This is a genomic window from Nocardia terpenica (assembly GCF_013186535.1).
Taxonomy (GTDB): domain Bacteria; phylum Actinomycetota; class Actinomycetes; order Mycobacteriales; family Mycobacteriaceae; genus Nocardia; species Nocardia terpenica.
In genome coordinates this window covers 1-23388 of sequence record NZ_JABMCZ010000005.1, presented here as the reverse complement: position 1 = coordinate 23388, position 23388 = coordinate 1, and the positions used below count along the sequence as shown (strand labels likewise).

Here is a 23388-nt window from a genome sequence, read left to right as displayed (position 1 = left end):
GCGGCGCGCCGCCCGCGCGTGTCCCGGCCCGCGCCGCCCGCGCCGAGCCAGGATCTCGGCGGCAGGGTGAATGGTGGTGCCGCGCAACCGGGTTCGTGTCGGCGCCCACCGTTAGGCTCGGTGGATACGGACGCTGGTTTTCGAGGGTGTGGACGCCCCGCGCATGGAGATCGTGCACGTGCACTCGCCACAGCGGGCGCGCGGCACACAGGTGGGGCTGGTGTACGAGCTGCGCTGGCACCTCGACGGCGCGACGCTGACGGTGGACGCGGGGACGGGCCCGATCCGCCACCACCTCGACGGCGCGGATTTCTTCGACCTCGAGCATTCCGCGTACTTCAACTCCCTGCCGGTATGGCGCGACGGCCTGCTCACCGACGGCGCCATCGCCCGCGACTACACGATGCGGTTCGTCGCGGTCCCGTCGCTGACCGCGACCCTGCTGCGGCAGCGCTACACCCCGCGCGGCGGCCGCACCGTCGAGTACCGCGCCGGCGACTATGTCGGCGACATCGACTTCGACGCCGACGGTCTCGTCGTCGACTATCACGGATATCTGCGGCGTTTACGCCCGTGACCTGTCGTTTCCGGCTGGAACGGTCCCCCGCCCAACCGTGGTAGTGTGGCCGGGATCACAGTGACGGCTATCGTCGCACGTCCCCGGGGCGGGCGGCGGGACGGGGACGGGGGTGCCGTGTTTGCCCGTTGCGCAGGCCGGGTACCCGCCACTCCTGTGCCGGAGTGTGCCGGGGACCGAGCGGTTCGTGTGTGCCGGCACGGGAGGAGGATCCTGCGTTGAGCAGCGATGAGGGCCAGCCGATATCGGAGCGGCGGGCGGTGGCGGCCGCGGCGATGGGCAATGCCACCGAATGGTTCGACTACGGCGTATACGCGACGACGGCGTCGTATCTGACCGACGCGTTCTTCCCGGGCAGTCTGGGCACGCTGGGCACGCTGCTGGGATTCGCGATCTCGTTCGTGCTGCGCCCGCTGGGCGGCATGGTGTGGGGGCCACTGGGTGACCGGGTGGGCCGCAAGGCGGTACTGGCCACGACGATCCTGTTGATGGCGTTGGCGACCGGCGCGATCGGGATCTTGCCCACGCATACGAGTGTGGGGGTGCTGGCGCCGGTGCTGCTGATCACGCTGCGGGTGGTGCAGGGCTTCTCCACCGGCGGCGAATACGGCGGCGCGGCCACCTATATCGCGGAATCCTGCGGGGAGCGCCGCCGCGGGTTCCTCGGCAGTTTCCTGGAATTCGGCACCCTGTCCGGGTTCGCGGGCGGGTCGGCGGTGGTGCTGATCTGCCAGGTCGCGCTGCCCGCGCACGCAATGCACGCCTGGGGGTGGCGGGTGCCGTTCCTGCTGGCGGTGCCGCTGGGTCTGGTCGGCTGGTATCTGCGGGCGCGGCTGGCGGAGTCGCCGGTGTTCACCGAGGTCGCCGAGGCCGACGACCGGCCCCAGGGCGGGCTGCGGGTCCTGCTGCGCGACTACCGCCGCGAGATCTTGACCCTGGCCGGGCTGGTGCTCGCGTTGAACGTGGTCAACTACACGCTGCTGGCGTACATGCCGACCTATCTGAACAAGACGATCGGCATGAGCGATTCGGCGACCACGGCGATGGTGCTGATCGGTGAGCTGTCGATGATGTGTGTGCTGCCGTTCTCCGGGGCGCTGTCGGATCGGGTGGGGCGGCGCCCGATGTGGCTGGTGTCGCTGATCGGGCTGGCGGTGCTGGCGGTGCCGCTGTATTGGCTGATGGGCCGCGGCATGGTGTGGGCGGTGGCCGGGTTCGTGGTGCTGGGGTTGCTGTATGTGCCGCAGCTGTCGACGATTTCGGCGACGTTCCCCGCGATCTTCCCCACCCAGGTCCGCTACGCCGGATTCGCACTGGGCTACAACGTGTCCACCGCCGCGTTCGGCGGCACCGCCCCGCTGATCAACCAGTGGGTCATCGACCGCACCGACTGGATCTTGTTCCCCGCCTTCTACACCGTCGGGGCGTGCCTGATCGGGTTGGTGGCGTGGCTGTTTCTGCGGGAGACCGCGGGGGCGTCGCTGCGCGGCACCGATGTGCCCGTCACCGGCGAGAATCCGGTGATCCCGGCGGCGGCGCCCCCCGAGCCGACCACCCCGCCCGCGGTGGCGTGATCGTCTTAAGCGACTGTTAGAAATCCGGGCGGGCACTGGCCGCGATCGTGTGAGGGCCGACACAGTGATCTTCTGACCTTCAGGGAAGAGGAGATTTCTGTGACCACGACACAGCGGGTGGGTGAACGCCGCGTCGTCGCCAACGTGGTGCGCGGTTCGATCGGGAACCTGGTCGAATGGTACGACTGGTACGTCTACGCGGCGTTCAGTGTGTATTTCGCGAAAACGTTCTTCCCCGCAGGGGATTCGACCGCGCAGCTGTTGTCGACGGCGGCGGTGTTCGCGGTGGGGTTCGTGATGCGCCCGATCGGCGGATGGCTATTGGGCCGCTACGCCGACCGGTTCGGCCGCCGCGCGGCGCTGACGCTGTCGGTGACGGTGATGGCGGGCGGGTCGCTGCTGATCGCGGCCACCCCCGGCTACGGCACCATCGGCGTGGCCGCGCCCGCGCTGCTGCTGGTGGCGCGGCTGCTGCAGGGCCTGTCGGTGGGCGGGGAGTACGCGACCAGCGCCACCTATCTGTCGGAGGTGGCCTCGCCGGGGCGGCGCGGCTACTACTCGAGTTTCCAGTATGTGACCCTGGTCGGCGGCCAGTTGGTGGCGCTCGGGGTACAGATCGTGTTGCAGCAGGTTTTGAGTACCGCGCAGTTGGAGGCGTGGGGGTGGCGGATCCCGTTCCTGGTCGGCGCGGCGGGCGCGCTAGGGGTGATGTGGCTGCGCCGCGGCATGGACGAATCCGCGGCCTTCCGCACCGAGACGAGGCAGACCCCGCAGGTACTCGGCAGCATCCGCCCGGTCGACGACGCCGCGGTGGCACTGCTGCGCGACCGCGGCTCGCTGCGGCTGCTGGCGCAGTATCCGCGCGAATGCGCCCTGGTGGTGGGCCTGACCCTGGGCGGGACGGTGGCGTTCTACACCTACACCACCTACATGCAGAAGTACATGATCAACACCTCGGGGATCGACAAGTCGACGGTGGCGTGGATCAACGGGGCCGCACTGCTGGTGTTCGTGGTGGCCCAACCGCTGGCCGGGGCGCTGTCGGATCGGATCGGGCGGCGCGCGCCGCTGCTGTTGTTCGGCATCGCGGGCACCGTGGCCACGGTGCCGATCATGACGGTGCTCGGTCACACCACCAACCCGCTCGCCGCGTTCGCGTTGATGCTGACCGCGTTGGTCATCATCACCGGCTACACCTCCATCAACGCGATCGTGAAGGCCGAACTGTTCCCCACCCGGGTCCGCGCCCTCGGTGTCGGGCTGCCGTACGCGCTGACCACCGCGATTTTCGGGGGCACCGCGGAAACGATCGCGCTGGCGTTGAAGAAGAGCGGCCACGAGTCGCTGTTCTTCTGGTACGTGTCGGGCACGATCGCGGTGTCGCTGGCCACCTACTGGTTCATGCGCGAAACCTCGCAGGGCTCCCCGATCGAGGGCGAGGACACCACCACGCAGCCCGCGCCCACGCCCGCACGCCACTGACCCGACCCCGCGGCCCCGGCTCGGCGGGCCGGTGCGGGGGACGGGAGAATGCAGCGGTGCGGCTGGCTGTGGTGGAGGACGACGACGGGGTGGGCGAGGCTCTGGTGGAGGCGCTGACGGTGCGCGGGCATCGCGCGCGGCGGATGCGCCGGGGCGCGGATCTGCTCACCGCGCACCGCGGCTACGACGCGGTGATCCTGGATCTGGGGTTGCCCGACGCCGACGGCCTGCAGGTGCTGCGGTCGCTGCGGGAGGTGAGCACGGTCCCGGTGCTGATCTTGACCGCGCGCAGCGACGAACGCTCCATCGTGCGCGGATTACGCGGCGGCGCCGACGATTACGTGATCAAACCGCCACGGATCGCGGAACTGGTGGCCCGCCTCGAGACCGTGACCCGCCGCGCGACCACGGCGGCGGGTTCGCCGCCGCGGGTGGTGGTGACCGGGGATGTGCGCGTGGATCTGGTGGCGCGCCGCGTGCAGGTGGGCGGGACGCCGATCGCGGTGACGGCCAAGGAATTCGACCTGGTCGCCGCGCTGGTGGAGCGGCCGGGGGCGGCGGTGAGCCGCCAGCAGTTGATGGACCGGATCTGGGGGGACGCGTTCGTGGCGGTGTCACGCAGCCTGGATGTACATATGACCGGGCTGCGGCAGAAGCTGAACCGGCCGGGATTGATCACCACGATCCGCGGCTTCGGGTATCGCTGGGGCCAGTGAGGGATGCGGGCGCGGCTGTTGTGGGTGCTGTCGGTGTTCGCGACCGCGGCGGTGCTGGCGTTCGCGCTGCCGCTGTGCGCGACGACCGCGACCAGCCGCACCCAGCAGCTGGTGTTGGGCCGCACCGGCGACGCGGACTGGTTCGCCGCCCTGGCGGACGCGGCGGCGTCGTCGGGGGATACGCGGGCACTGGAGATGGAGGCGGGCCGCTACCACCAGCTCTACGGGGACGAGGTGTTCATCGTGGACGCGCGAGGGGCGACGATCGCGAATTCGGGGATGGATCCGGCGAGCCCGCCGGTGGTGGCGGCGTTGTCGGCGGCGCGGCGCAACCAGCGGGCGGCGCCGGTGGCGCAGCTGGCGCCGTGGGGTCCGGCGCGGGTGCTGATCGCGCGCCCGATGGGGACGGGGGTGCAGGTGAACGGGGCGGTGGTGATCGAGGCCGCCACCGCGGCCGCGCGCGCGGATATCGCACGCACCTGGTCGCTGGTGGCGGCGGGCGCGGCGGCGGCGCTGGCACTGTGCGGGGCGGGAGCGCTGGCGGTGAGCCGGTGGGTGCTGCGCCCGCTGGCGCAGCTGTCGGCGGCGGTGGCGGAGCTGGCGGCCACCCTGCCACCACCACGGGCGGCGGGGGAGGCGACGATCATGCGCCGCCACGGCGGGCCACCGGAGATCCGGGCGGTGGCCGCCGCGTTCGACGCGATGGCCTTGGCGGTCGTCGACGCCACCGACGCGCAACGACAGCTGGTCGCCGACACCGCACACGCCATGCGTAACCCGCTGGCGGCGTTGACGATCCGCCTGGATTCGCTGGAACCGGCGATCCCGGCGGCCGCGGCGTCGACGTTTCGGGGCGCGACGGCGGAGGTGGCGCGGCTGACCGGTCTGCTCGACGGGCTGCTGACCCTCGCGGTCGCCGAGGCGGGCAGCGAGCCCGACACCGGGGAGGCGGCGGCGCACTGTGACGCGGTGCAGGTGATCGGGGACCGCGTCGACGCCTGGCACACCGCGTTCGAGCAGGCCGGGATGCGATTGAGCGCCCCGCTGGGGGCCGACCGGCTGGAGGTGGCGGTCCCGGCGGGGGTGCTGGCGCAGATCCTGGATGTGGCGTTGAGCAACGCCTGCCGCTACGCGGGCCCGGGCGCCCACACCCGCCTGACCGCGGCGGCGGCCGGGGCGGGCGCGGTGACGGTGTCGGTGACCGACGACGGGGTCGGGGTCCCGGCGGGGGAGCTGACGCGGCTGACGACCCGCTTCTTCCGCGGATCCTCGGCGGCGGCGGCCGGGTCGGGGCTGGGGTTGCCGATCGCGGCCGCCCTGGCCGCGGCCCGCCACGGCACGCTCACGGTGAAAGCCGCTGTCCCGCACGGCGTGTCGGTGACCGTCACCCTGCCCGCGGGGGAGCTGTCGTGAACCGGCGCGCCCTGCTGACCGCCGCGGCCACCGGCGTGCTGCTGGCCGGGTGCGGGCGGACGCGGCCGCCGCGGGTGCGGCTGGCCGACGGCGAGGTGGGCGGCTTCTACCACGCGTTCACGGCCCTGCTGGCGCGGGCGGCGGCCGAGGCGGGCACGGTGGCGATCGAACCGGTCGCCACCGCCGGATCCTCGACGAACCTGGCGATGCTCGACACCGGCGCCGTCGACGCGGCGCTGACGCTGGCCGACTCGGTGGACGGGCACAGCGACCGGCTGCTGGCACTGGGCCGGGTGTATGAGAACTATCTACAGCTGGCGGTCCGCCACGCGGGCCCGATCACCCGCCTCACCGATCTGCGGGGCGCACGCATCAGCCTGGGCGCGGCCGGCTCCGGCGCCGCCCTCACCGGCGACCGCCTGCTGCGCGCCGCCGACCTGGACCCGGCCACCGATGTCACCGTCGTGCACCTGCCGCTGCCGGACGCGGTCGCCGCGATCGCCGACGGCACCGTCGATGCCCTGCTGTGGGCCGGTGGCGTCCCCACCGCCGCCCTCGACATCCCGCGGCTGCTGCGGCTGATCGACCTGGGTGAGCTCGCCGCCCCCATGCGCGCCCGCTTCGGCTACCTCTACGACCGCGTCCTGATCCCCGCCGACGTCTACCCCGCCGCCCCCGCCGTGCACACCATCGGCGTCGCCAACCTGCTGGTCACCACCGCCGCCCTGCCCGACCCCACCGCCGCCGCCCTCACCGAACTGCTGCTCACCCGCGCCGACCAGCTCATCCCCACCGAAGCCGCCGGCACCCAATTCCTCGACCAACGCGCCCTCATCGGCACCGACGGCCTGTCCCTGCACCCCGCCGCCGCCCGCGTCTACCGCCACCACCACGGCTGACCCACCCGAATCCCCCCGCCGCACACCGGGATTCGCCGCCGCACCGTCCCGGCGGCCGTCCGAATCTCGGGCTCGCGCACCAGGCACGATGCGCCTGGTGGTCAGCGCAGGGGCACCGACCATCGCACCCGGGTGCCGGGCCGGGCCGGGTCCCCTCCGCCCGCGCCGGTGGTGAACGTGCCGCCCGCGGTGTGGGCGCGGGCGGCGAGGTTGGCCAGCCCGCTGGGGGTGAGAGTGCCGGGCAGGCCGCGGCCGTCGTCGGTGATGGTGACGGTGAGGTCGTCGTCGACGGTGACCTCCACGGTGAGGGTGTCCGCGCCCGCGTGGCGCACCGCGTTGCTGACCGCTTCGCGGACCACCGCCTCGGCGTGATCGGCCAGATCGGCGTCGACCACCGACAGCGGCCCGGTGACATGCAGCGACGCCCGCATCCCCGTCGGCGCCACCTGCTGGCGCAGCGCCTGGTCCAGGCGTTGACGCAGCCGGGTGCCCGCGGCGCCGCCGTGCAGGTCGAAGATGGAGGTGCGGATCTCGTGCACGACGTCCTGCAAGTCGCTGATCGCGTCGGTCAACCGCACCCGCACCTCGGGGACCTCCGTGCGCGCCACCGTCCCCTGCAACCCGAGCCCGATCGCGAACAACCGTTGAATCACATGGTCGTGCAGATCGCGGGCGATGCGGTCGCGGTCGGTGAGCACATCCAGTTCCCGCATCCGCCGCTGGGTGTCGGCCAGCTGCAACGCCAGCGCCGCCTGATCGGTGAACGACACCGCCAACTCCAGCGTCTGCTCGTCATAGGGGGCCGCGTCCGCGGCGCGCACCGTGATCAACACCCCGCTCGCCGCGTCGGGAGTGTGCAACGGCAGGGAACAGGGCGGCCAGATCGGTGCGGGCGGCGTCGTCGACCCGCAACGGGGTGCGGCCGGTGAACGCGGCGGCGACCGTGCCCGCATCCAATCGCACCCGCTCACACGGCGCCACACCCCCGGCGACACGGGTGACGGTCAGCGCGTCGGTGTCCGCGTCGTCGGGGTCGGTGACGGCCAGCAGCACCTGCGCGGATCCGGTGAGCCGGCGCGCGTGATCGACCAGATGCGCCAGCACCTGCCCGGAATCGGTGCCGGCGAGGAATTCGGTGGTGAGATCGCGGGTGGCGGCGATCCAGTCCTGCCGGGTCCGCGCCGACGCATACAATCGCGCGTTATCGATCGCGACGCCCGCGGCCGCGGCCAGCGCCTGCACGATCAACTCGTCGTCCGCGGTGAACAGCTGACCCCCGGATTTCTCGGTGAGATACAGGTTCCCGTAGATCTCGTCACGGATACGCACCGGCACCCCGAGGAAGGTCCGCATCGGCGGATGATTCGCCGGAAACCCCACCGACGCCGGATGATCGGCCAGATTCGGCAACCGGATCGCGGTCGGCTCGGTGAACAACGCCCCCAGCACCCCGTGCCCGGCGGGCAGATCCCCGATCCGCCGCCGCGTCGCCTCATCGATACCCTCGTAGATGAACTGGCTGAGCTGCCGGTCGTGCCCGCGCACCCCCAACGCCCCGTAGCGGGCGTCGACGAGGCTGGTGGCGGTGTGCACGATGGTGGTGAGCGTTTCGGCCAGATCCAGGCCCGCCGTGACGGCCAGCATCGCCTCCACCAAACCGTCCATCCGGTCGCGGGCGTCGATGATCTGCTCGACCCGGTCCTTCACCTCCCCCAGCAGCTCCCGCAACCGCAACTGCGACAGCGTGTCACGCACCGAGTAGCCGCCCGATCCCGAATCCTCGCTCACCCCGGCAATCCTGGCAGCCCGCCACCACCGCCCCGCATCCGGCCACCGCGGGTCAGCGATGTCGTTGCCCGGCACGCAGTTTCGACGCATACACCGCGGCCTGGGTACGTCGCTCCATCCCGAGTTTGCTCAGCAGCCGCGACACATAGTTCTTCACCGTCTTCTCCGCCAGATACATCCGCTGCGCGATCTGCCGGTTGGTGAGCCCCTCCCCGAGCAGATCCAGCAGCACCCGCTCCTGATCGGTGAGCGCCGCCAAGGGGCCGTCGGGTTGAGCGCTGCGCCGCAACCGGTCCATCAGCGCGGCCGCGGCCCGGTTGTCCAGCAGCGACCGCCCGGACCCGACCGCCTTGATCGCCGCCGCCAACTCCATCTCCATGCCCTTGATGTCTTTGACCACATACCCGCCCGCCCCGGCCAGGATCGCGTCCAGCATGGCCTGCTCGTCGGTGAACGAGGTCAGGATCAGACACCGCAACCCGTCCACCCGCGACAGCAACTCCCGGCACAACTCGATACCGTTACCGTCGGGCAACCGCACATCCAGCACCGCCACATCCGGCCGCAGCGCCGGAATCCGCGCCAGCGCCTGCGACACATCCCCGGCCTCCCCGATCACCGTCAACTCCGGATCGCCGTCGAGCAGATCGACGAGCCCGCGCCGCACGATCTCATGATCATCGACCAGAAACACGGTGATCACCGCTGCTCCTCCTTCCGCCACCACAACGGCCCCACCCTAGCCCGGCCCACCCGGCCCCGGCACGGGCCGAAAGTCCCTCACCGGGCCCCTCATTCGCTGTCGGCCGCCGAATGCGGTTCACACCGCCGCGCCAGATCGGCCAGACGGGCCCGGTATTCGACAGGCGTGATCTGCCCGGACATCCGCGCCGCCAGCAACGCGTTCTCCGCGTTGAGCGCGGGCCACACCTGCGCGGGATCGGCCCAGCCGAGCGTCAAATGCACCTCCGACACCGGCGGTACGGGATCGGGTGCGACGGGCGCGGCCCGATGCCGCCCGGACCCGCGCCCGCGCCGCCGCGGCCACCGCAGCGCCAGCCGCGCGGGGCGGCCCGCGACCGTCCCGGCGCCGCGTCTGGTGACCAGCCACACCACCAGCCACCACAGCGCCAATGCGACGCTCGCGCATCCGACGAGCAGAACGATGTCCAGGCTCATCCGCACGTCTCCTCCACCTAGAGCCCGAGCTTACCGTGAGAAGCCCTGCCCGAGAACGGAATCCGGGGCCGCCGCCGCACACCGCACGGAATCGGCCGCACCGCACACCGTCCCCGCCGCGCCGGCCGCCCTCTTTGCGTTCGAATACCGCCAGTGTCACCGCTGAAACCGGGACATGCGGGGACATCCGGGAAAATCGGCCGTTTCGAGACCGAAAACCGCGCACCACGATCATGAACGGGACCTTCGGCCCTGGCCGCCGCCCCGAACCCGATGATCGGATGAGCGATAACACCCGCACCGACGGAAAGGGACCCGACACCGATGAGCGCGCCGCGACGGTCGACGACGCCGGGGGAGCAGCCCACCCACCTCCACCTCACCGGCCCGGTCACCGACCGGGACGCCACCCGCATCGACCACGCCCTCACCGGCGTCCTGCACCGCCACCACCTCGACGGTGTCGACACCCGGGTGCGCGTCACCGCCCTGCCCGGACCCGACCGCCCGCTGCTGGTGCAGGCCGTCCTCGGACCCGGCTACGCGATCCGCACCCAGATCGCCGCCCCCGCCGACTTCGCCGCCCGAGTCGCCGCCCGCCGCCTCGACACCCACCTGACCCGGCAGTCCGGGCCCGCGCTGCGGCCCTGGCCCGACGCGGCCCGCCCACCCCTCGCCCACACCGGCCCCACCCGCCCGATCACCCGCCACAAGCGCTACCGGCTGCTCACCGGCAGCCCCGGCCTGGCCGCCTACCGCATGGACGCCCTCGACTACGACGCCCTGCTGTTCACCGACACCGACACCGGCGACGACGCCCTCGTCTACCGGGCAGGCCCGCACAGGGTGCGCCTCGCCCGCGCCCACCTGCTACACCCACCCCACCAGACCGCGGTCGCGATGACGATGAACCCGCACCCGACCCCGATATTCACCGACACCGAAGCCGCACGCAGGCTGTGCCGCTACGGGCTACCGCTGCTGTTCTACACCGGCCCCGCCGACACCCGCGCCCGCCTGCTGTATCGCCGCTACGACGGCGATCTGGGCTTGGTCACCGCTGCCGGATGATCTCCGCGTCCACGGGCCGATCCAGCACCGGCTGCGCGCGACCCCGCAGGAACGCCTCGAACATGGCCAGCACATAGGTGCGCACCAGCGCGGTCGACCGGGCCGCGGCGATCGGACCGATCAGCAGCGCCGCCGCCGGGCGCGCCGGATCGGGCACCAGCAGCGGCACGTCGGTGTAGTCGTAATGCGCCGAATCACGCATGCCCAGTTGCCGTTTCCAGCCGGTGCCGTGCCGCCAGAACGCATCCAGCGACACATCGGCGTCCCCGACCCGGTCGGCCTGCGCACTGGTCATCACCAGCACCGGCCGATCCACCCCGTCCGCGGCCGCCCGCCCGATATCCGCACCCACCCCCAACTGCCCGTCCAGATCGACCGCCGCGGCGACCCGCCGATCCTCGCGCAACGCCTCCACCGCCGCATACCCGCCACACGAATGCCCCACCACCCCCACCCGCGCCAAATCCAGCGCCGCACCCAGCCCCCGCGGCACCGACCGGCCCTCGGCATCGGGATCGCCACCGGCGGCCACCCGGGCCAGCGCATCCAGCACGAACCGCAGATCATCGACCCGCACGTCCACATACTTCTGCGCCATGGCCGCCTGCGCACCGTCCGCGACCGGCGCGGGCCGCACGAACCGGCCGCCGGGGAACTCGACACCCGGCATCGCCTCGTAGGTGTCGTCCACGGTCACCACCACATACCCGTGACTGGCCAACTCCTCGGCCAGCCCGGTCCCCAGCACCCGCGGCATGCCGCCGCCGGGGGAGTACAGCACCACCGGATACCCCCGCCCCGCCGCAGCGGGCGCGTCGACCACGGAATTGGTCAGCAACTCCGGCACCGGAATCCCGAACCGCGCCCGCAATTCCGGCAGCAGCCGCGGCGACAGATACTCCGCCCGCGCAGATCCCGCGGCATCGGCGGCCGGATAGAACACCGACACCATCACCTCCCGCCGCCGATCCGGATAGAACGGATCCGCCCGCCCCCCATCCACCAGATGCCACTCGGTCTCCCCGACCGCGAACCCACCCCCCGGCCGCGGCAACACCGACACCCCCACCGGCCCCGCCCCCGACACCCCCACCGCCGCAGCGGATACCAGCGCGACCACCACGGCGGCCACCGCCGCACTCCGACCGATCACGATCACCCCTGCCAAGGCCACCCGTCCCGGCCACCCGGCCGCCGCCGAACGCTAACAGACAAACCCTTGCCGGACAAAAACATTCACCACACCAACGCCCCCCCTATATGGAATCGTCACAGTGACGTTTTGAGGGTAGGCGAGGGGGAGGAGAGGGGAGGGGCACCTCCGGCGCCCTCCCGATCCAGAACACCCACATCCGGCTCCCAGAGCACACCCACACACCCCGCAGCAAGCAGAACACCCAAACAGCCTGAAGCTTCGCAAGATTCACACCAGCAAACCCATTGCAACAAACAGCGGCCACCAAACCCGCGAACGCAACAGGCGAACCAGCCAGCCGGAAGCCCACCAACCCCGCACGCCGAGCAAAAGCATTCCAGCGCGACCCGAACGGACGGGCAGCGGCGGCGCGCAGCAACGAAACATACTGCACAGCAAGATCATTACCGCCGTCACGGCACCCCGTTGCTGCGCCGATAATTGACATTATGTCAGGTAAGGTGGTTGGGCGCGGCCGCCCGTCCCGATCACCACCGCCCACACACCTCACACCTTGTGCTGCTCCCCCACATACCTGGCGCCCCACTCGTTCAACCACGCGACCGCCGGTTCGAGCGACTCCCCCAGGTCGGTGAGCGAATATTCCACGCGCGGTGGGACTTCCGGGTAGACGGTGCGGGTGAGCAGGCCGTCGGCTTCGAGTTCGCGGAGCTGGCGGGTGAGCACGCGGGGATTGACCGGGCCCACGAGCCTGCCCAGTTCGCCGAAGCGGCGGCGGCCGCCGAGGAGGTGCTTGATGATGGTGAGTTTCCACGCCCCGCCCAGGACCGCGACGGCGACCTCGACCGGGCACACGGCCAGCGCGGTCTCCACCTGCTTACGCATAACGCTCCTACCTGCTTGCTTACCTTTTCGTCACTATGAGCCGTCAATGTCAGTACTTGCCGTATCCGGCGTCGGTTACGAAAGTAGCCGTGTGACTACCTGCGGATCAATCCTGTGGCTGCTCGCTCACCCCGATCCCGGCTCGCTGAGCCATGCGCTGTATCGCGGTGGGCTGCAACACCTTCGACGGTCCGGCGCCCGGGTCGCCGGGCAGGACCTGTACGCGCAGGGCTGGAATCCGGTACTGAGCGAGGACGACACCGCCGCGGCGGCCGGGGCGACACTGTCGGATCGCCAGCATCGGGCGACGCTGGACCGCACGCTCCCCCGCGAGGTTCTCGAGCACCAGCAACTGGTTCTGGACGCGCAGATCGTCATCGTGCAGTTCCCGCTGTGGTGGTACGGGATGCCCGCGATCCTGAAGGGCTGGTTCGATCGCGTGTTCACCAACGGCTTCGCCTTCGGTATCCGCGACGCCGACGGCCATGTCCGCAAATACGGTGACGGCGGCCTGGCGGGCAGGCGGCTGCTGCCGATCGTGACCGCCGGTGACCGTGCCGGTGCGCTGGGGCCGCGCGGGATCAGCGGCGACATCGAGGACATCCTGTGGCCGCTGCTGCACGGCACCGCGCACTACACCGGCATGCTCCCCCTGCGCCCGCACCTGGTGAGCAGCGCCAACCACGTCGACGCCGCCACCCACCGCCACCACCTGCGGACGCTGACCGAACGCCTGGACACCCTCGGCAGCGAAACACCGATCCGCTACCGCCCCTTGCACAGTGGCGACTACACCACCACCCACGAGCTGCGACCGCACCTGCGGCCCGGCCAGGGCGGACTGGCCATCCACCGCCTGCCCTGATCCCTCGATTCCTCGGGAAAACGAAGGGATCAGGGCAGAAAACGAGACGGGTCAGCCGGTGGCGACCGAGCGGATGGCTGTGGTGACGGCGGCCAGGGCCATGAGCCGGACGGTATCGATGTGGGTGGGGACGGCGCCGGTGGCGGCGGCGATGAAACCGTCACCGTCGAAGCGGGTGTGCGGTGGGGTGAGCGCGCGCGACAGACCGTCGTGGGCGCCCTGCGCGACGATATGGCAGCCGGTCTTGTCGAGGCGGGCGTTGGTGAGCACGACGCCGATGGTGGTGTGGGTGCGGGCGAAGTCGAACGGTTCGGGGAGGGCGGCGACCGCGTCGAGACTCACCTCGCCGGTGCCGTCATCGATGTCGCCGAACGCGTTCACCACGCACAGCGCCCCGACCACGAGTTCCCCCGATCGCCGTTCGGCATAGGCGATTCCGCCGGGTTTGCGCTCCGGCCCGCGCCAGTGCCCGACCCGGGCGCCCGTCCCCGCCCCGACCGCACCGGTAACCACCTCACCGGTGGCGGCGGCCGCGGCCGCATACCCGGCCTCGGCGGTGGGCCGGGCGGTGGGGTCGCCGACGCCGAGGTCGAACAGGGCCAGCGTCGGCACGATCGGAACCTTGCCGCCGGGAGTGGGCACGCCGCGGTCGTGCTGTTCCAGATAGCGCATGACCCCGTCGGCGGCGGCGAGCCCGAACGCGGACCCGCCGGTGAGCAGGACGGCGTCGATGGTCTGCACGGCCTTGTCGGGGGCGAGCGCGTCGAGTTCGCGGCTGGCGGGGGCGCCGCCGCGGACCTCGCAGGAGGCGACGGTGCCCTCCGGGAGCAGCACGACGGTGCAGCCGGTTTCCCCGGCGGGGTCGGTCCAGTGGCCGATGCGGATATCGGGCAGGGCGAGGGTCGCCATCGTCGGTCCTCCGGTCAGCGGGTGAACATGTGCCGGGTCGCGGCGTCGACCAGGGTGACCAGGTCGGCGGCCTCGGCGGCGGTCAGGGCGGCGAAGGCGGGGGCGATCAGGGTGTCGGTCATCGCTTCGGCGGCCTCCCACCGGGCGCGCTGGGCGGGGGTGGGGTCGGTGTAGGGCTCGGGCCAGCCGAACAGCTTGGCCTGTTCGGCGCCGGTGTAGCGGGGCGATCCGGAGATGAGTACGGCCTGGCGCGGCGGGATCTCGTGGGCGCGCACCGCGATCAGGTGCAGGCCGCCGCGCAACTCGCGCAGCACGTGCAGCAGCTGCTGGACGCGGCCGGGCGCGTCGTCGGGCAGCGGCAGGGCCCGCCATCCGGCGAACAGCGGCACCCCGGCGACGTCGGCGGCCTGGGCGACGGTGTGCAGCAGGTCGGCGAGCCGGTCGGCGTCGGGGAACTCGGCGAGTTTGCGGCGGCCGAAGTCCTGGCAGGCGGTGAGGTAGCCGTGGGCGGCCTTCGCGGCGGGCATGTCGACCGATTCCCATGCGGCGCGGACGGTTTCGGGTGGGAAGAAGCCGAATGCGGCGGTGACGACGTCGGCGTCGACCTCGCCGAGGACGCCGCCGCGGCCGCGGGTGTAGCCGGGCAGGAATCCGTCGGTGCCGGTGGTGGCGGCGAACGCCTTGACCTCCCGGGAGAACATGAATGCGCCTCCGGCGCTCTGGATTTGCTGTGCGACCGCTGCGGCTATCGACACGGGTGGGCCCCTCTCGTGTGAACGTCCCCGGAGCTTATCTCGCTATCGTCCACTAAGGCCAGATGCTACGGTGACAGAATCATTGTCGACGACTACCGGAACGGACGTAACGGTCTCGGCCGAGTGTCGATTATTGCCAGACGAATCGAATATCCTCGAAAGCCGGGCCCGGGAACATCACAAGTTCGAAGCGAGCGACGATGGATGACAACCTCGGCGCGACCGCACCCGACCCCGGTGCCGACCGCGCGACCGCAACGCAGACCGCGTTGACGAGTCTCATCGCCCACTTCGCCGAACAATGGCAATTATCTAGCAAACCACCGGATCTGGCGGCCCACCTCCCCACCGAACCCACCCTGCGCCACTCGGCCCTCATCGAACTCATCAAGGTCGACCTGCACCACCGCTGGCAACACGACGACGACGCCCCCCGCCTCGCCGACTACCGCGACCGCTACCCCGAACTCGCCGCCACCCCCCTGCCCCCCGACCTCGTCTACGAGGAAATCAGCGCCCGCAGCCGCCGCAACCCCATCGACCTCACCGAATACGAACACGACTACCCCACCCAGATGGCGCGCATCACCCAGCAATTCGACCTCGACACCGACACCGAACTGCGCACCACCATGCTCGCCGACCCCACCGCCCTCGACGCCCTCGACACCATCAACCCCGGCGCCACCGTCGACGACTTCGACCTGCTGCTCCCCCTCGGCCAAGGCGCCTTCGCCCGCGTCTTCCTCGCCCGCCAACGCACCCTCGGCCGCCTCGTCGCCGTCAAGATCTCCCACGACCGCGGCACCGAACCCCAAACCCTCGCCCAACTCGACCACGACCACATCGTCCGCGTCTTCGACCAACGCCAGATCACCGCCCAACACCTCAAACTCATGTACATGCAGTACATTCCGGGCGGCACCCTGCTCGGCGTGCTCCGCCTGCTGCGCCGCACCCCACCCGCCCGCCGCTCCGGGAAACTGCTGCTGGAAGCCGTCGACGCCGCCACCACCACCGGCGGCGTCCTCGAACCCCAACCCTCCCCCACCCGCGCCGCACTCGAACGCCTCAGCTGGCCCGAAACCGTCGCCTGGCTCGGCGCCCGCCTGGCCACCGCCCTGGACTACGCCAGCCGCCGCGGCGTCCTGCACCGCGACATCAAACCCGCCAACGTCCTGCTCACCGCCGACGGCCAACCCAAACTCGCCGACTTCAACATCAGCTTCAGCCGCCACCTGCCCGGCGCCAACCCCGTCGCCTACTTCGGCGGCTCCCTGCCCTACATGGCCCCCGAACAACTCGAAGCCTGCCACCCCGGCCTCGCCGCCACCGCCGCCGACCTCGACACCCGCAGCGACCTCTACGCCCTCGCCGTCGTCCTCTGGGAACTGCTCACCGGCCGAATCCCCTTCACCGACACCCACGGCGACGGCGAATCCGACACCACCCTGCAGGCCATGATCGACCGCCGCCGCGCCGGCGTCGACCCCCACACCGAAAACGACCTACCCCCCGACACCCCCGCCGTCCTGCGCCACGCCCTGCTCACCTGCCTGGCGCCCGACCCCGCCGACCGCTACCCCACCGGCGCCGACCTCGCCCACCAACTCGAACTCAGCCAGGACCGCGCCGCCCGCGACCTCGTCGACCCACCCACCCACAGCCTGCGCGCCCGACTCCGCATGCGGCCCATGCCATTCGTCATCCCCTCCAGCCTGCTCGGCCAACTCCTCGCCGGGCTCTACCTCGGCGCCCACGACCTGCGCCTCATCCGCCACGAATTCGGCGCCGCCACCACCACCCAGCTCGAACACCTCGGCCTGCTCGTCATCGCCGTCGCCTACCCCATCGCCATTGCGCTGCTGCTGTATTGGTGCCGGCTGATGTTCCTCGTCCCCGACGGACTACGCCGCGGCCGCCACTTCGACCCCGCCACCCTCGCCAAGGCCCGCGCCGACACCCTCGCCTGCGGCGACCGCATCGCCGTCACCACCATCGCCGGCTGGATCGCCGCCCTCGCCGTCTTCCTCGTGAAACTGCACTCCCTGGGCGCACTTTCGGTGGCGCTGGCCACCGACCTCATCGCCTCCTACCTCATCGCCGCCGCAGTCGCGGTGGTATACACCTACTTTCCCGTCACCTTCTTCGGATTACGCTGGTACTACCCCGGTTTGGTGGCCGCCGGGCACACCACCCGCGCCGACGCCCACCGCCTGCGCCGCCTCATCCACCGCACCCGCATCTACCTCGGCGTCGCCGCCTCCGTCCCCCTCATCGGCGTCCCCGCGGGCCTGCTGTTCCTGCGCCCCGACCAACAACAGATCGTCATCGGCTCCCTCGTAGGCCTCTGCGTCGGAGGCCTTTTCGCCTTCGCCCTCGCCCTGCGCACCTTCTACGCCCTCGAATCCGACCTCACCGCCCTCGACCGCCTCGTCGACCGCCGGTAGGCCCCGGCCAAAAGCGTGCCGGGGCAATGGATGAGAGCAACGGGCGTACGACCAAGATCGCCTAAGCTTGTTCGGTGCTAGGACATTCACATGCGACCAGTGGGGCGCTGGCGTGGGCGGGAGCCGCTGCCGCGCTGCCACTTTCGGTACTCACCTTCCCCGCGCTGCAGTACGGCCACCTCGGTACCGTCGACCTGCTCATGGGCACCTTCCTCACCGCCGGCGCCGCACTGCTGCCCGACGCCGACCACCCCAACGGCACCATTTCGCATGTGCTCGGCCCGATTTCGCACGCCGCCTGCAAACTCATCTCCCGCGTCTCCGGCGGGCACCGCCACGCCACCCACTCGCTGGCCTTCGTCGCCCTCGTCGCCTACGGCACCTGGGCCGGAGAACACTGGCTCGGCCGCTGGTTCACCCTCGGCCTCGTCTTCTTCCTGCTCGCCCTCGCCGTGCGCTCCCTCAACCTGTGCCCGCCCGGCGAAGGACCCCGCTCCTACTTCACCGTCATGGTGCTCGCCGCCGCCGGCACCTTCGCCATGGACCAGTGGATCTCCGACAAACCCTCCTGGCTACCGTTCTCCGTCGGCCTCGGCGCCCTCGCCCACCTCATCGGCGACTGCCTCACCGACCGCGGCTGCCGCCTGTTCTGGCCCTTCCAGATCCGCACCCGCATCCCGATCATCGACCGCACCGGCAACAAACTCGAAACCTGGATCATCTCACCACTGTTCACCCTCGGCACCCTCGCCGTGCTGTGGTACACCATCACCCACCATCCCTGACAGTTTCCCGGCGAGGGCGAGCCGCGACGCCCTCGCCGGGACCCCGCAACCGCGTCCGTTAGGGTTCTCCGCATTCACCACGCACGGAGGCACATACACATGTCGGAGCGGGAAGAGCTCACCTGGGAACTATTCGGCACCGCGAGCCGCGCACTCGCGCGCACGGTCGCCGACGACGGGTTCGAACCGGACCTGATCCTGTCCATCGCCCGCGGCGGCCTGTTCGTCGCCGGAGCCCTCGGCTACGCCCTGGACGTGAAGAACCTGCACGTCATGAACGTCGAGTTCTACACCGGCGTCGACCAGCGCCTCGACCTGCCCGTCATGCTGCCCCCGGTCCCCTCCGCCGTCGACCTCGCGGGCGCGCGCGTCCTGGTCGCCGACGACGTCGCCGACACCGGCGCCACCCTCAAACTCGTCCGCGACTTCTGCGCCGACAAGGTCGCCGAGGTCCGCTGCGCGGTCATCTACCAGAAACCACGCTCCGAGGTCGACTGCGAATACGTCTGGAAGAACACCGACCGCTGGATCAACTTCCCCTGGTCGGTGCAGCCGCCCGTCGTCACCCGCGCCCCGCGCGTCGCCGAGGCATAACCCGACGACCGCCCGCGTCGCCCCGCCGGATGCGGGGCCACGCGGGCGCAGGTCACCGAGCTCAGACCAGCTGCGCCGACACGATCGTCACCGGCTCCTTCGGCACATCGCCGTGCCCGGCCTTCGACGTGGTGGCCACCCCCTCGATCGCATCCACGACCTCGGTGCCCGCCGACACCTTCCCGAACACCGCGTAACCCCAGCCGTCCTGGCCCGGGTAGTTCAGGAAATCATTGCCGTTGGTGTTGATGAAGAACTGCGCGCTCGCCGAATGCGGATCCGACGTCCGCGCCATCGCCACCGTGTACTTGTCGTTGCGCAGGCCGTTGTTCGCCTCGTTCTCCACCCGCTGCGGCGCCGGCTTCTGCTGCATATCCGCGGTCAGGCCGCCGCCCTGAATCATGAAACCGGAGATCACCCGGTGAAAAATGGTGCCATCGTAGTGGCCGGACTTGACGTATTCGACGAAGTTGGCCACCGTCTTCGGCGCCTTCGACTCGTCGAGCTCCAGGGTGATGTCCCCGGCAGAGGTATTCAGCAACACTGTGGTCATCCGGCCATCGTATGGGGCCGCCCGAACCGTCCGGCAGGATGGGGTCCATGCCACGAACGTTCGACGACCTCCTCGCCGAAGCCGCCACCGTCTCCGTGGACGGCTGGGACTTCTCCTGGCTCGACGGCCGCGCCGGCGAACAACGGCCCTCCTGGGGCTACCAGAAACTGCTCAGCGCCCGCCTCGCCACCGTCGACTCCGCCCTCGACCTGCAAACCGGCGGCGGCGAAGTCCTCGCCGGCGCAACCACATTCCCGCCCACCATGGCCGCCACCGAAGGCTGGCCCCCCAACGCCGCCAAGGCCACCGCCCTGCTGCACCCGCGCGGCGTCGTCATCGTCGCCCACCCCGAAGACCAGCCACTCCCCTTCGCCGACAACGCCTTCCAACTCGTCACCTGCCGCCACCCCGCCACCGTCGACTGGAGCGAGATCCACCGCGTCCTCGCCCCCGGCGGCAGCTACCTCGCCCAACACGTCGGGCCCGCCAGCGTTTTCGAACTCGTCGAATACTTCCTCGGCCCCCAAACCGACGCCCGCCGCGCCCGAGAACCCGAACTCGAACGCGCCGCCGCCGAAGCCGCCGGACTCGAGGTCGTCGACCTGCGCACCGAACGGCTGCGCATGCACTTCGACGACATCGGCGCCGTCGTCTACTTCCTGCGCAAGGTCATCTGGATGGTCCCCGGCTTCACCGTCGACGCCTACCGCGACCGACTCCACGACCTACACCAGCAGATCCAGACCGAAGGACCGTTCCAGGCGCACGCCAGCCGCACCCTCATCGAAGCCCGCAAACCCGCACTGTAACAGGCGAATCCGGGTCGCCTGCCTTCCCATCAGGGCTGTGGTGAGTTGATGGGAAGGCGCGGTGGGTTTCTGAGGTGATTAGTTGATGTAGAATATGAGCAGATTTACATTAGTAAATACGCATGTCTACATCTCTCGATTTTAGTTGGCTCACAACATCTTTCACCTACCTTGCGAGCAATCGCGCCAGGACCCGGCGTAGATCGTCCTCGGGCTCCGCGGTCCTCCCCGCGGCCCGCCAGGCCACGAAACCGTCCGGGCGGACCAGCGTCGCCCCCGCATCGGTGACGCCGTACGCCTCGTTCCAGCGTCCGTCGACATCCTTCAGATCGGTCCCGACCCGGTGGATGCGCAGCTCGATATCGGCTGCTACCGCGGCCTTTTCGGCGGCCGCGGCCCACTCCCCTCCCCCGGGCGCGACCAGCAGCGTCCACGCGCCGTCGAACAGATCGATGGTGGACACGCGCTCCCCCGCTCGAGACAGCCACACGTGCGGCGCCCGCAGCCCCGGGCGGCCACCGGCCGAACTCGGGTCCACGACAGGCGCTTCGGGGGCGGGCGGCTCGGTGAGCACGGCCGCGGAGTCGTACCGGTAGCCGAAGATCATCGTCACGTCATCGATGGTGACAGCGTCGTCGCCGCTGCCCCGGTGCCGCCCCGCCAGCCGCTGCATCGACTGGTCCAGGGTCACCCGCGCGACCGGGCGGCGCTCGGCCTCGTAGCTGTCCAGCAGCGGCTCCCCCGCCGAATCCGCCAGCACCGCAGCCAGTTTCCACGCCAGGTTGTGCGCATCCGCAATGCCGGTACTCGCCCCGAACGACCCCGACGGCGGCACCACATGCGCCGCGTCGCCCGCGAAGAACACCCGCCCCACCCGGTACCGATCGGCCACCCACGCACCGATCCGGGTGCCGACCACCTTCTCCGGCGACCACGGATACGCCTGCAGCAGCGTCACATCCAGATCCGGCACGCCGATCGCCCGCCGCACGATCTCCACACACCGCTCCTCGGTGAAATCGGCCAGCGTCTCCCCGTCCTCGGCCCGCAACGGCAGGCCCATCGACCAGCGGCCCGACTGCCGCATCGGCACCAGCGTGGTACCGACCACCGGCTCGTCGAAGTAGGCCAGCAGAAACCGGCGGCCGCGCAGGACCGGTCCCAGATCCGCGTCGAAGGTGAACCCCACGACATTCAGCAACGCATCCGAAACCGGCCCCGACGTGCCGACACCCAACCGCTCGCGAATGCCCGCCCGATTACCGTCCGCGGCGATGAGATACCGTGCGCGGACGCGATACTCGCCACCGCCGTCGATCGGGCGGATCAGCGCGGTGACACCGTCGGCCTCCTCGGCGAACGAGATCAGCTCCGCACCGAAGCGGATCTCCGCGCCCGCCCGCCCGGCATGTTCGGCGACGATCCGCTCCAGCTCGTCCTGGTCGATCATCACCCAGTCGGTGGGGCTCACGGTCGCCGACGGGCGGACCTGATCGAGGACGTTCACCCGGAAACGCTCTTCCCCGGCCAGCGTCCGCGCGCCCAGCATCTCGGGCAGATCCGCCAGAAACGAAGCGCGGCCGCGGATCTCGTCCTCCAGGCCGAGGGCGCGGTAGATCTCGATCGTGCGCGGGTTGAACGCCCGCGCCTGCGGCTGCACCGCCGTGGACGGATGCCGCTCGACGAGCAGCGGCCGCACACCCTGCCGGGCCAAAAACAGCGCGGCCGACAGGCCGGTGACACCGCCACCCACGATCAGAACGGGGACGTCGCAATCGGATGCTTTCTCGGTCATATCGATTCTCCAAGGGGCTCCGGGCCGTTCGCGCCGAACGGCCGCGGATCCAGAATCAACCATCGAGACAACGCTGTCAATCGTTTGTTTGATTAAGGACGACAGAAGGATGACAGTACCAATTGCATGTATGATCCCCGCATGCCGTCCAAGCCTCGCCGATCCCCGCGACCGCAGGAGCGGCAACGCGACCCCGAGCGCACCCGCCGACTCATCCTCGACGCCGCCACCGCCGAATTCGGCGCCCACGGCTTCGCCGGGGCCCGCATCAGCGCCATCGCGGCCCGCGCCGGGGTCAACCAGCAACTCATCTCGTACTACTTCGACGGCAAAGAGGGCCTCTACCAAGCCATGTCGCAGCAGTGGCGGGAACGGCAACGCCACCTGACCCCACCCGGAACACCGTTCCCCGAACAGATGCGCCGCTACGTGATGGAGGCCCTGCACAATCCCGACGGCGTGCGACTGCTCGCCTGGGGCGGCCTCGAATACACCAGGCCCACAGACGATCCCGACCACGCACCCCGCACCCGAATGCTCGCCGAGAGCGTCGAGGAACTGCGCACGGCCCAGGCCGAGGGCCGATTACCGGCCGACATCGACCCGGCGTGCCTGCTCGTCATGCTCATGGCCGCCGCCATGGCCCCGACCACCCTGCCGCAGGTCATCGACGGGCTCACCGGCGCCGACTCCCACTCCCCCGACTTCCTGCACCACTTCGCCGACCAGATGGTCATCGTGGCCCGACACCTCGGCCTCGAGTAGCGCTCACGCCTCGTACAGCTCGAGCGGCAGATCGTCCGGGTCGAAGAAGAACGAGAACCGCTTGCCGGTGTACTCGTCCACCCGCACCTGTTCGGTGCGCACTCCCCTGTCCCGCAGCTCGGCCAGCGCCGCCGCCACATCCTCGACCACGAACGCCAGATGCCGCAGCCCGCACGCCTCCGGCCGAGACGGCCGCGCCGGCGGATCCGGGAACGAGAACAACTCCACCTGCGCCCCGTCCGGCAGCGCGAGATCCAGCTTGTACGAGCCCCGTTCGGCCCGATAGTTCTCCGCCACCACCCGCAACCCCAGGATCTCGGTGTAGAACCGCTTCGACCGCTCGTAGTCCGACGCAATGATCGCCGCAT

General features: G+C 70.6%; 22 protein-coding genes and 1 pseudogene. 13 read left to right on the top strand and 10 right to left on the bottom strand.

The features are described 5' to 3' along the window. Positions 1-163 precede the first annotated feature (163 nt). The 6 genes from HPY32_RS36000 to HPY32_RS35975 all read left to right on the top strand — a co-directional run bounded on the left by HPY32_RS36000 (position 164) and on the right by HPY32_RS35975 (position 6661). Positions 164-577 carry a putative glycolipid-binding domain-containing protein gene (locus tag HPY32_RS36000; protein ID WP_067588929.1) on the top strand — a complete coding sequence of 138 codons (414 nt, stop codon included), beginning with the start codon at positions 164-166 and terminating at the stop codon, positions 575-577. 275 nt (positions 578-852) lie between these two features. Continuing rightward, the gene (locus HPY32_RS35995; RefSeq protein ID WP_067595895.1) at positions 853-2151 is read left to right on the top strand and encodes an MFS transporter; all 1299 of its coding nucleotides are present in this window, start codon (positions 853-855) and stop codon (positions 2149-2151) included. Positions 2152-2250: 99 nt separating this feature from the next. After that, positions 2251-3633 carry an MFS transporter gene (locus HPY32_RS35990; protein WP_067588931.1) on the top strand — a complete coding sequence of 461 codons (1383 nt, stop codon included), beginning with the start codon at positions 2251-2253 and terminating at the stop codon, positions 3631-3633. Positions 3634-3689: 56 nt separating this feature from the next. Continuing rightward, a complete protein-coding gene (locus tag HPY32_RS35985; RefSeq protein ID WP_067588933.1) occupies positions 3690-4349 on the top strand; it encodes a response regulator transcription factor in 660 nt (219 codons plus the stop codon). A gap of 3 nt (positions 4350-4352) precedes the next feature. Next, positions 4353-5762, top strand: coding sequence for a sensor histidine kinase (locus tag HPY32_RS35980; RefSeq protein ID WP_067588935.1), 1410 nt, complete (start codon positions 4353-4355; stop codon positions 5760-5762). Next, positions 5759-6661, top strand: a complete 903-nt coding sequence (locus HPY32_RS35975) for a TAXI family TRAP transporter solute-binding subunit (protein ID WP_171983231.1) — start codon at positions 5759-5761, stop codon at positions 6659-6661. The genes HPY32_RS35980 and HPY32_RS35975 overlap by 4 nt, the downstream gene beginning before the upstream one ends. 101 nt (positions 6662-6762) lie before the next feature. Here the strand turns inward: HPY32_RS35975 and HPY32_RS35970 are convergent. The 3 genes and pseudogenes from HPY32_RS35970 to HPY32_RS35960 form a co-directional block, all read right to left on the bottom strand. After that, positions 6763-8449, bottom strand: a pseudogene (locus tag HPY32_RS35970) (sensor histidine kinase). Positions 8450-8501: 52 nt separating this feature from the next. Beyond that, on the bottom strand, positions 8502-9152 hold the full coding sequence (locus HPY32_RS35965; protein WP_067588938.1) for a response regulator: 651 nt from the start codon (positions 9150-9152) through the stop codon (positions 8502-8504). An 89-nt stretch (positions 9153-9241) separates the two neighbouring features. Further along, on the bottom strand, positions 9242-9628 hold the full coding sequence (locus HPY32_RS35960; RefSeq protein WP_067588940.1) for a hypothetical protein: 387 nt from the start codon (positions 9626-9628) through the stop codon (positions 9242-9244). 324 nt (positions 9629-9952) lie between these two features. Here HPY32_RS35960 and HPY32_RS35955 point away from each other — a divergent pair, with 324 nt between their 5' ends. Then, a complete protein-coding gene (locus HPY32_RS35955; RefSeq protein WP_171983230.1) occupies positions 9953-10699 on the top strand; it encodes a sigma 54 modulation/S30EA ribosomal C-terminal domain-containing protein in 747 nt (248 codons plus the stop codon). Here the strand turns inward: HPY32_RS35955 and HPY32_RS46335 are convergent. Both HPY32_RS46335 and HPY32_RS35945 read right to left on the bottom strand, forming a co-directional pair. Then, a complete protein-coding gene (locus HPY32_RS46335) occupies positions 10683-11852 on the bottom strand; it encodes an alpha/beta hydrolase family protein (protein WP_171983229.1) in 1170 nt (389 codons plus the stop codon). The two genes, HPY32_RS35955 and HPY32_RS46335, sit on opposite strands and share 17 nt — an antisense overlap. A 549-nt stretch (positions 11853-12401) precedes the next feature. Then, complete coding sequence (locus tag HPY32_RS35945; RefSeq protein ID WP_171983228.1) at positions 12402-12740, bottom strand: winged helix-turn-helix transcriptional regulator; 339 nt, start codon at positions 12738-12740, stop codon at positions 12402-12404. Positions 12741-12831: 91 nt separating this feature from the next. Between HPY32_RS35945 and HPY32_RS35940 the strand changes: the two genes are divergently transcribed. Continuing rightward, positions 12832-13605: an NAD(P)H-dependent oxidoreductase gene (locus HPY32_RS35940; RefSeq protein WP_231951663.1), complete on the top strand. Its 774-nt coding sequence runs from the start codon at positions 12832-12834 to the stop codon at positions 13603-13605. 51 nt (positions 13606-13656) lie between these two features. Here the strand turns inward: HPY32_RS35940 and HPY32_RS35935 are convergent, their stop codons facing one another. Next, positions 13657-14514: a P1 family peptidase gene (locus tag HPY32_RS35935; protein WP_067588949.1), complete on the bottom strand. Its 858-nt coding sequence runs from the start codon at positions 14512-14514 to the stop codon at positions 13657-13659. A 14-nt stretch (positions 14515-14528) separates the two neighbouring features. Beyond that, complete coding sequence (locus HPY32_RS35930) at positions 14529-15269, bottom strand: SCO6745 family protein (RefSeq protein ID WP_067588951.1); 741 nt, start codon at positions 15267-15269, stop codon at positions 14529-14531. 200 nt (positions 15270-15469) lie between these two features. On the opposite strand from HPY32_RS35930, the gene HPY32_RS35925 reads away from it, so the two are divergent. The 3 genes from HPY32_RS35925 to HPY32_RS35915 all read left to right on the top strand — a co-directional run bounded on the left by HPY32_RS35925 (position 15470) and on the right by HPY32_RS35915 (position 19098). Next, on the top strand, positions 15470-17719 hold the full coding sequence (locus tag HPY32_RS35925) for a serine/threonine-protein kinase (RefSeq protein WP_067588953.1): 2250 nt from the start codon (positions 15470-15472) through the stop codon (positions 17717-17719). Positions 17720-17793: 74 nt separating this feature from the next. Then, positions 17794-18504: a metal-dependent hydrolase gene (locus tag HPY32_RS46330; RefSeq protein WP_067588955.1), complete on the top strand. Its 711-nt coding sequence runs from the start codon at positions 17794-17796 to the stop codon at positions 18502-18504. Positions 18505-18603: 99 nt separating this feature from the next. After that, on the top strand, positions 18604-19098 hold the full coding sequence (locus tag HPY32_RS35915) for a phosphoribosyltransferase (protein WP_067588957.1): 495 nt from the start codon (positions 18604-18606) through the stop codon (positions 19096-19098). A 61-nt stretch (positions 19099-19159) separates the two neighbouring features. Here the strand turns inward: HPY32_RS35915 and HPY32_RS35910 are convergent, their stop codons facing one another. Continuing rightward, positions 19160-19651 (bottom strand): peptidylprolyl isomerase, encoded by a 492-nt coding sequence (locus HPY32_RS35910; RefSeq protein ID WP_082871464.1) that lies wholly within the window; start codon positions 19649-19651, stop codon positions 19160-19162. Positions 19652-19698: 47 nt separating this feature from the next. On the opposite strand from HPY32_RS35910, the gene HPY32_RS35905 reads away from it, so the two are divergent. Next, positions 19699-20460 carry a methyltransferase domain-containing protein gene (locus HPY32_RS35905; protein ID WP_067588961.1) on the top strand — a complete coding sequence of 254 codons (762 nt, stop codon included), beginning with the start codon at positions 19699-19701 and terminating at the stop codon, positions 20458-20460. Between the two features lie 166 nt (positions 20461-20626). On the opposite strand, the gene HPY32_RS35900 is transcribed toward HPY32_RS35905, so the two are convergent. Next, positions 20627-22255 carry an FAD-dependent oxidoreductase gene (locus HPY32_RS35900; protein WP_067588963.1) on the bottom strand — a complete coding sequence of 543 codons (1629 nt, stop codon included), beginning with the start codon at positions 22253-22255 and terminating at the stop codon, positions 20627-20629. 141 nt (positions 22256-22396) lie between these two features. Here HPY32_RS35900 and HPY32_RS35895 point away from each other — a divergent pair, with 141 nt between their 5' ends. Next, positions 22397-23020 carry a TetR/AcrR family transcriptional regulator gene (locus HPY32_RS35895; RefSeq protein WP_156674507.1) on the top strand — a complete coding sequence of 208 codons (624 nt, stop codon included), beginning with the start codon at positions 22397-22399 and terminating at the stop codon, positions 23018-23020. A gap of 3 nt (positions 23021-23023) precedes the next feature. Here HPY32_RS35895 and gloA2 read toward each other — a convergent pair. Beyond that, on the bottom strand, positions 23024-23388 hold a 365-nt coding region (gloA2, locus tag HPY32_RS35890; RefSeq protein WP_216676700.1), incomplete at its 5' end, for an SMU1112c/YaeR family gloxylase I-like metalloprotein.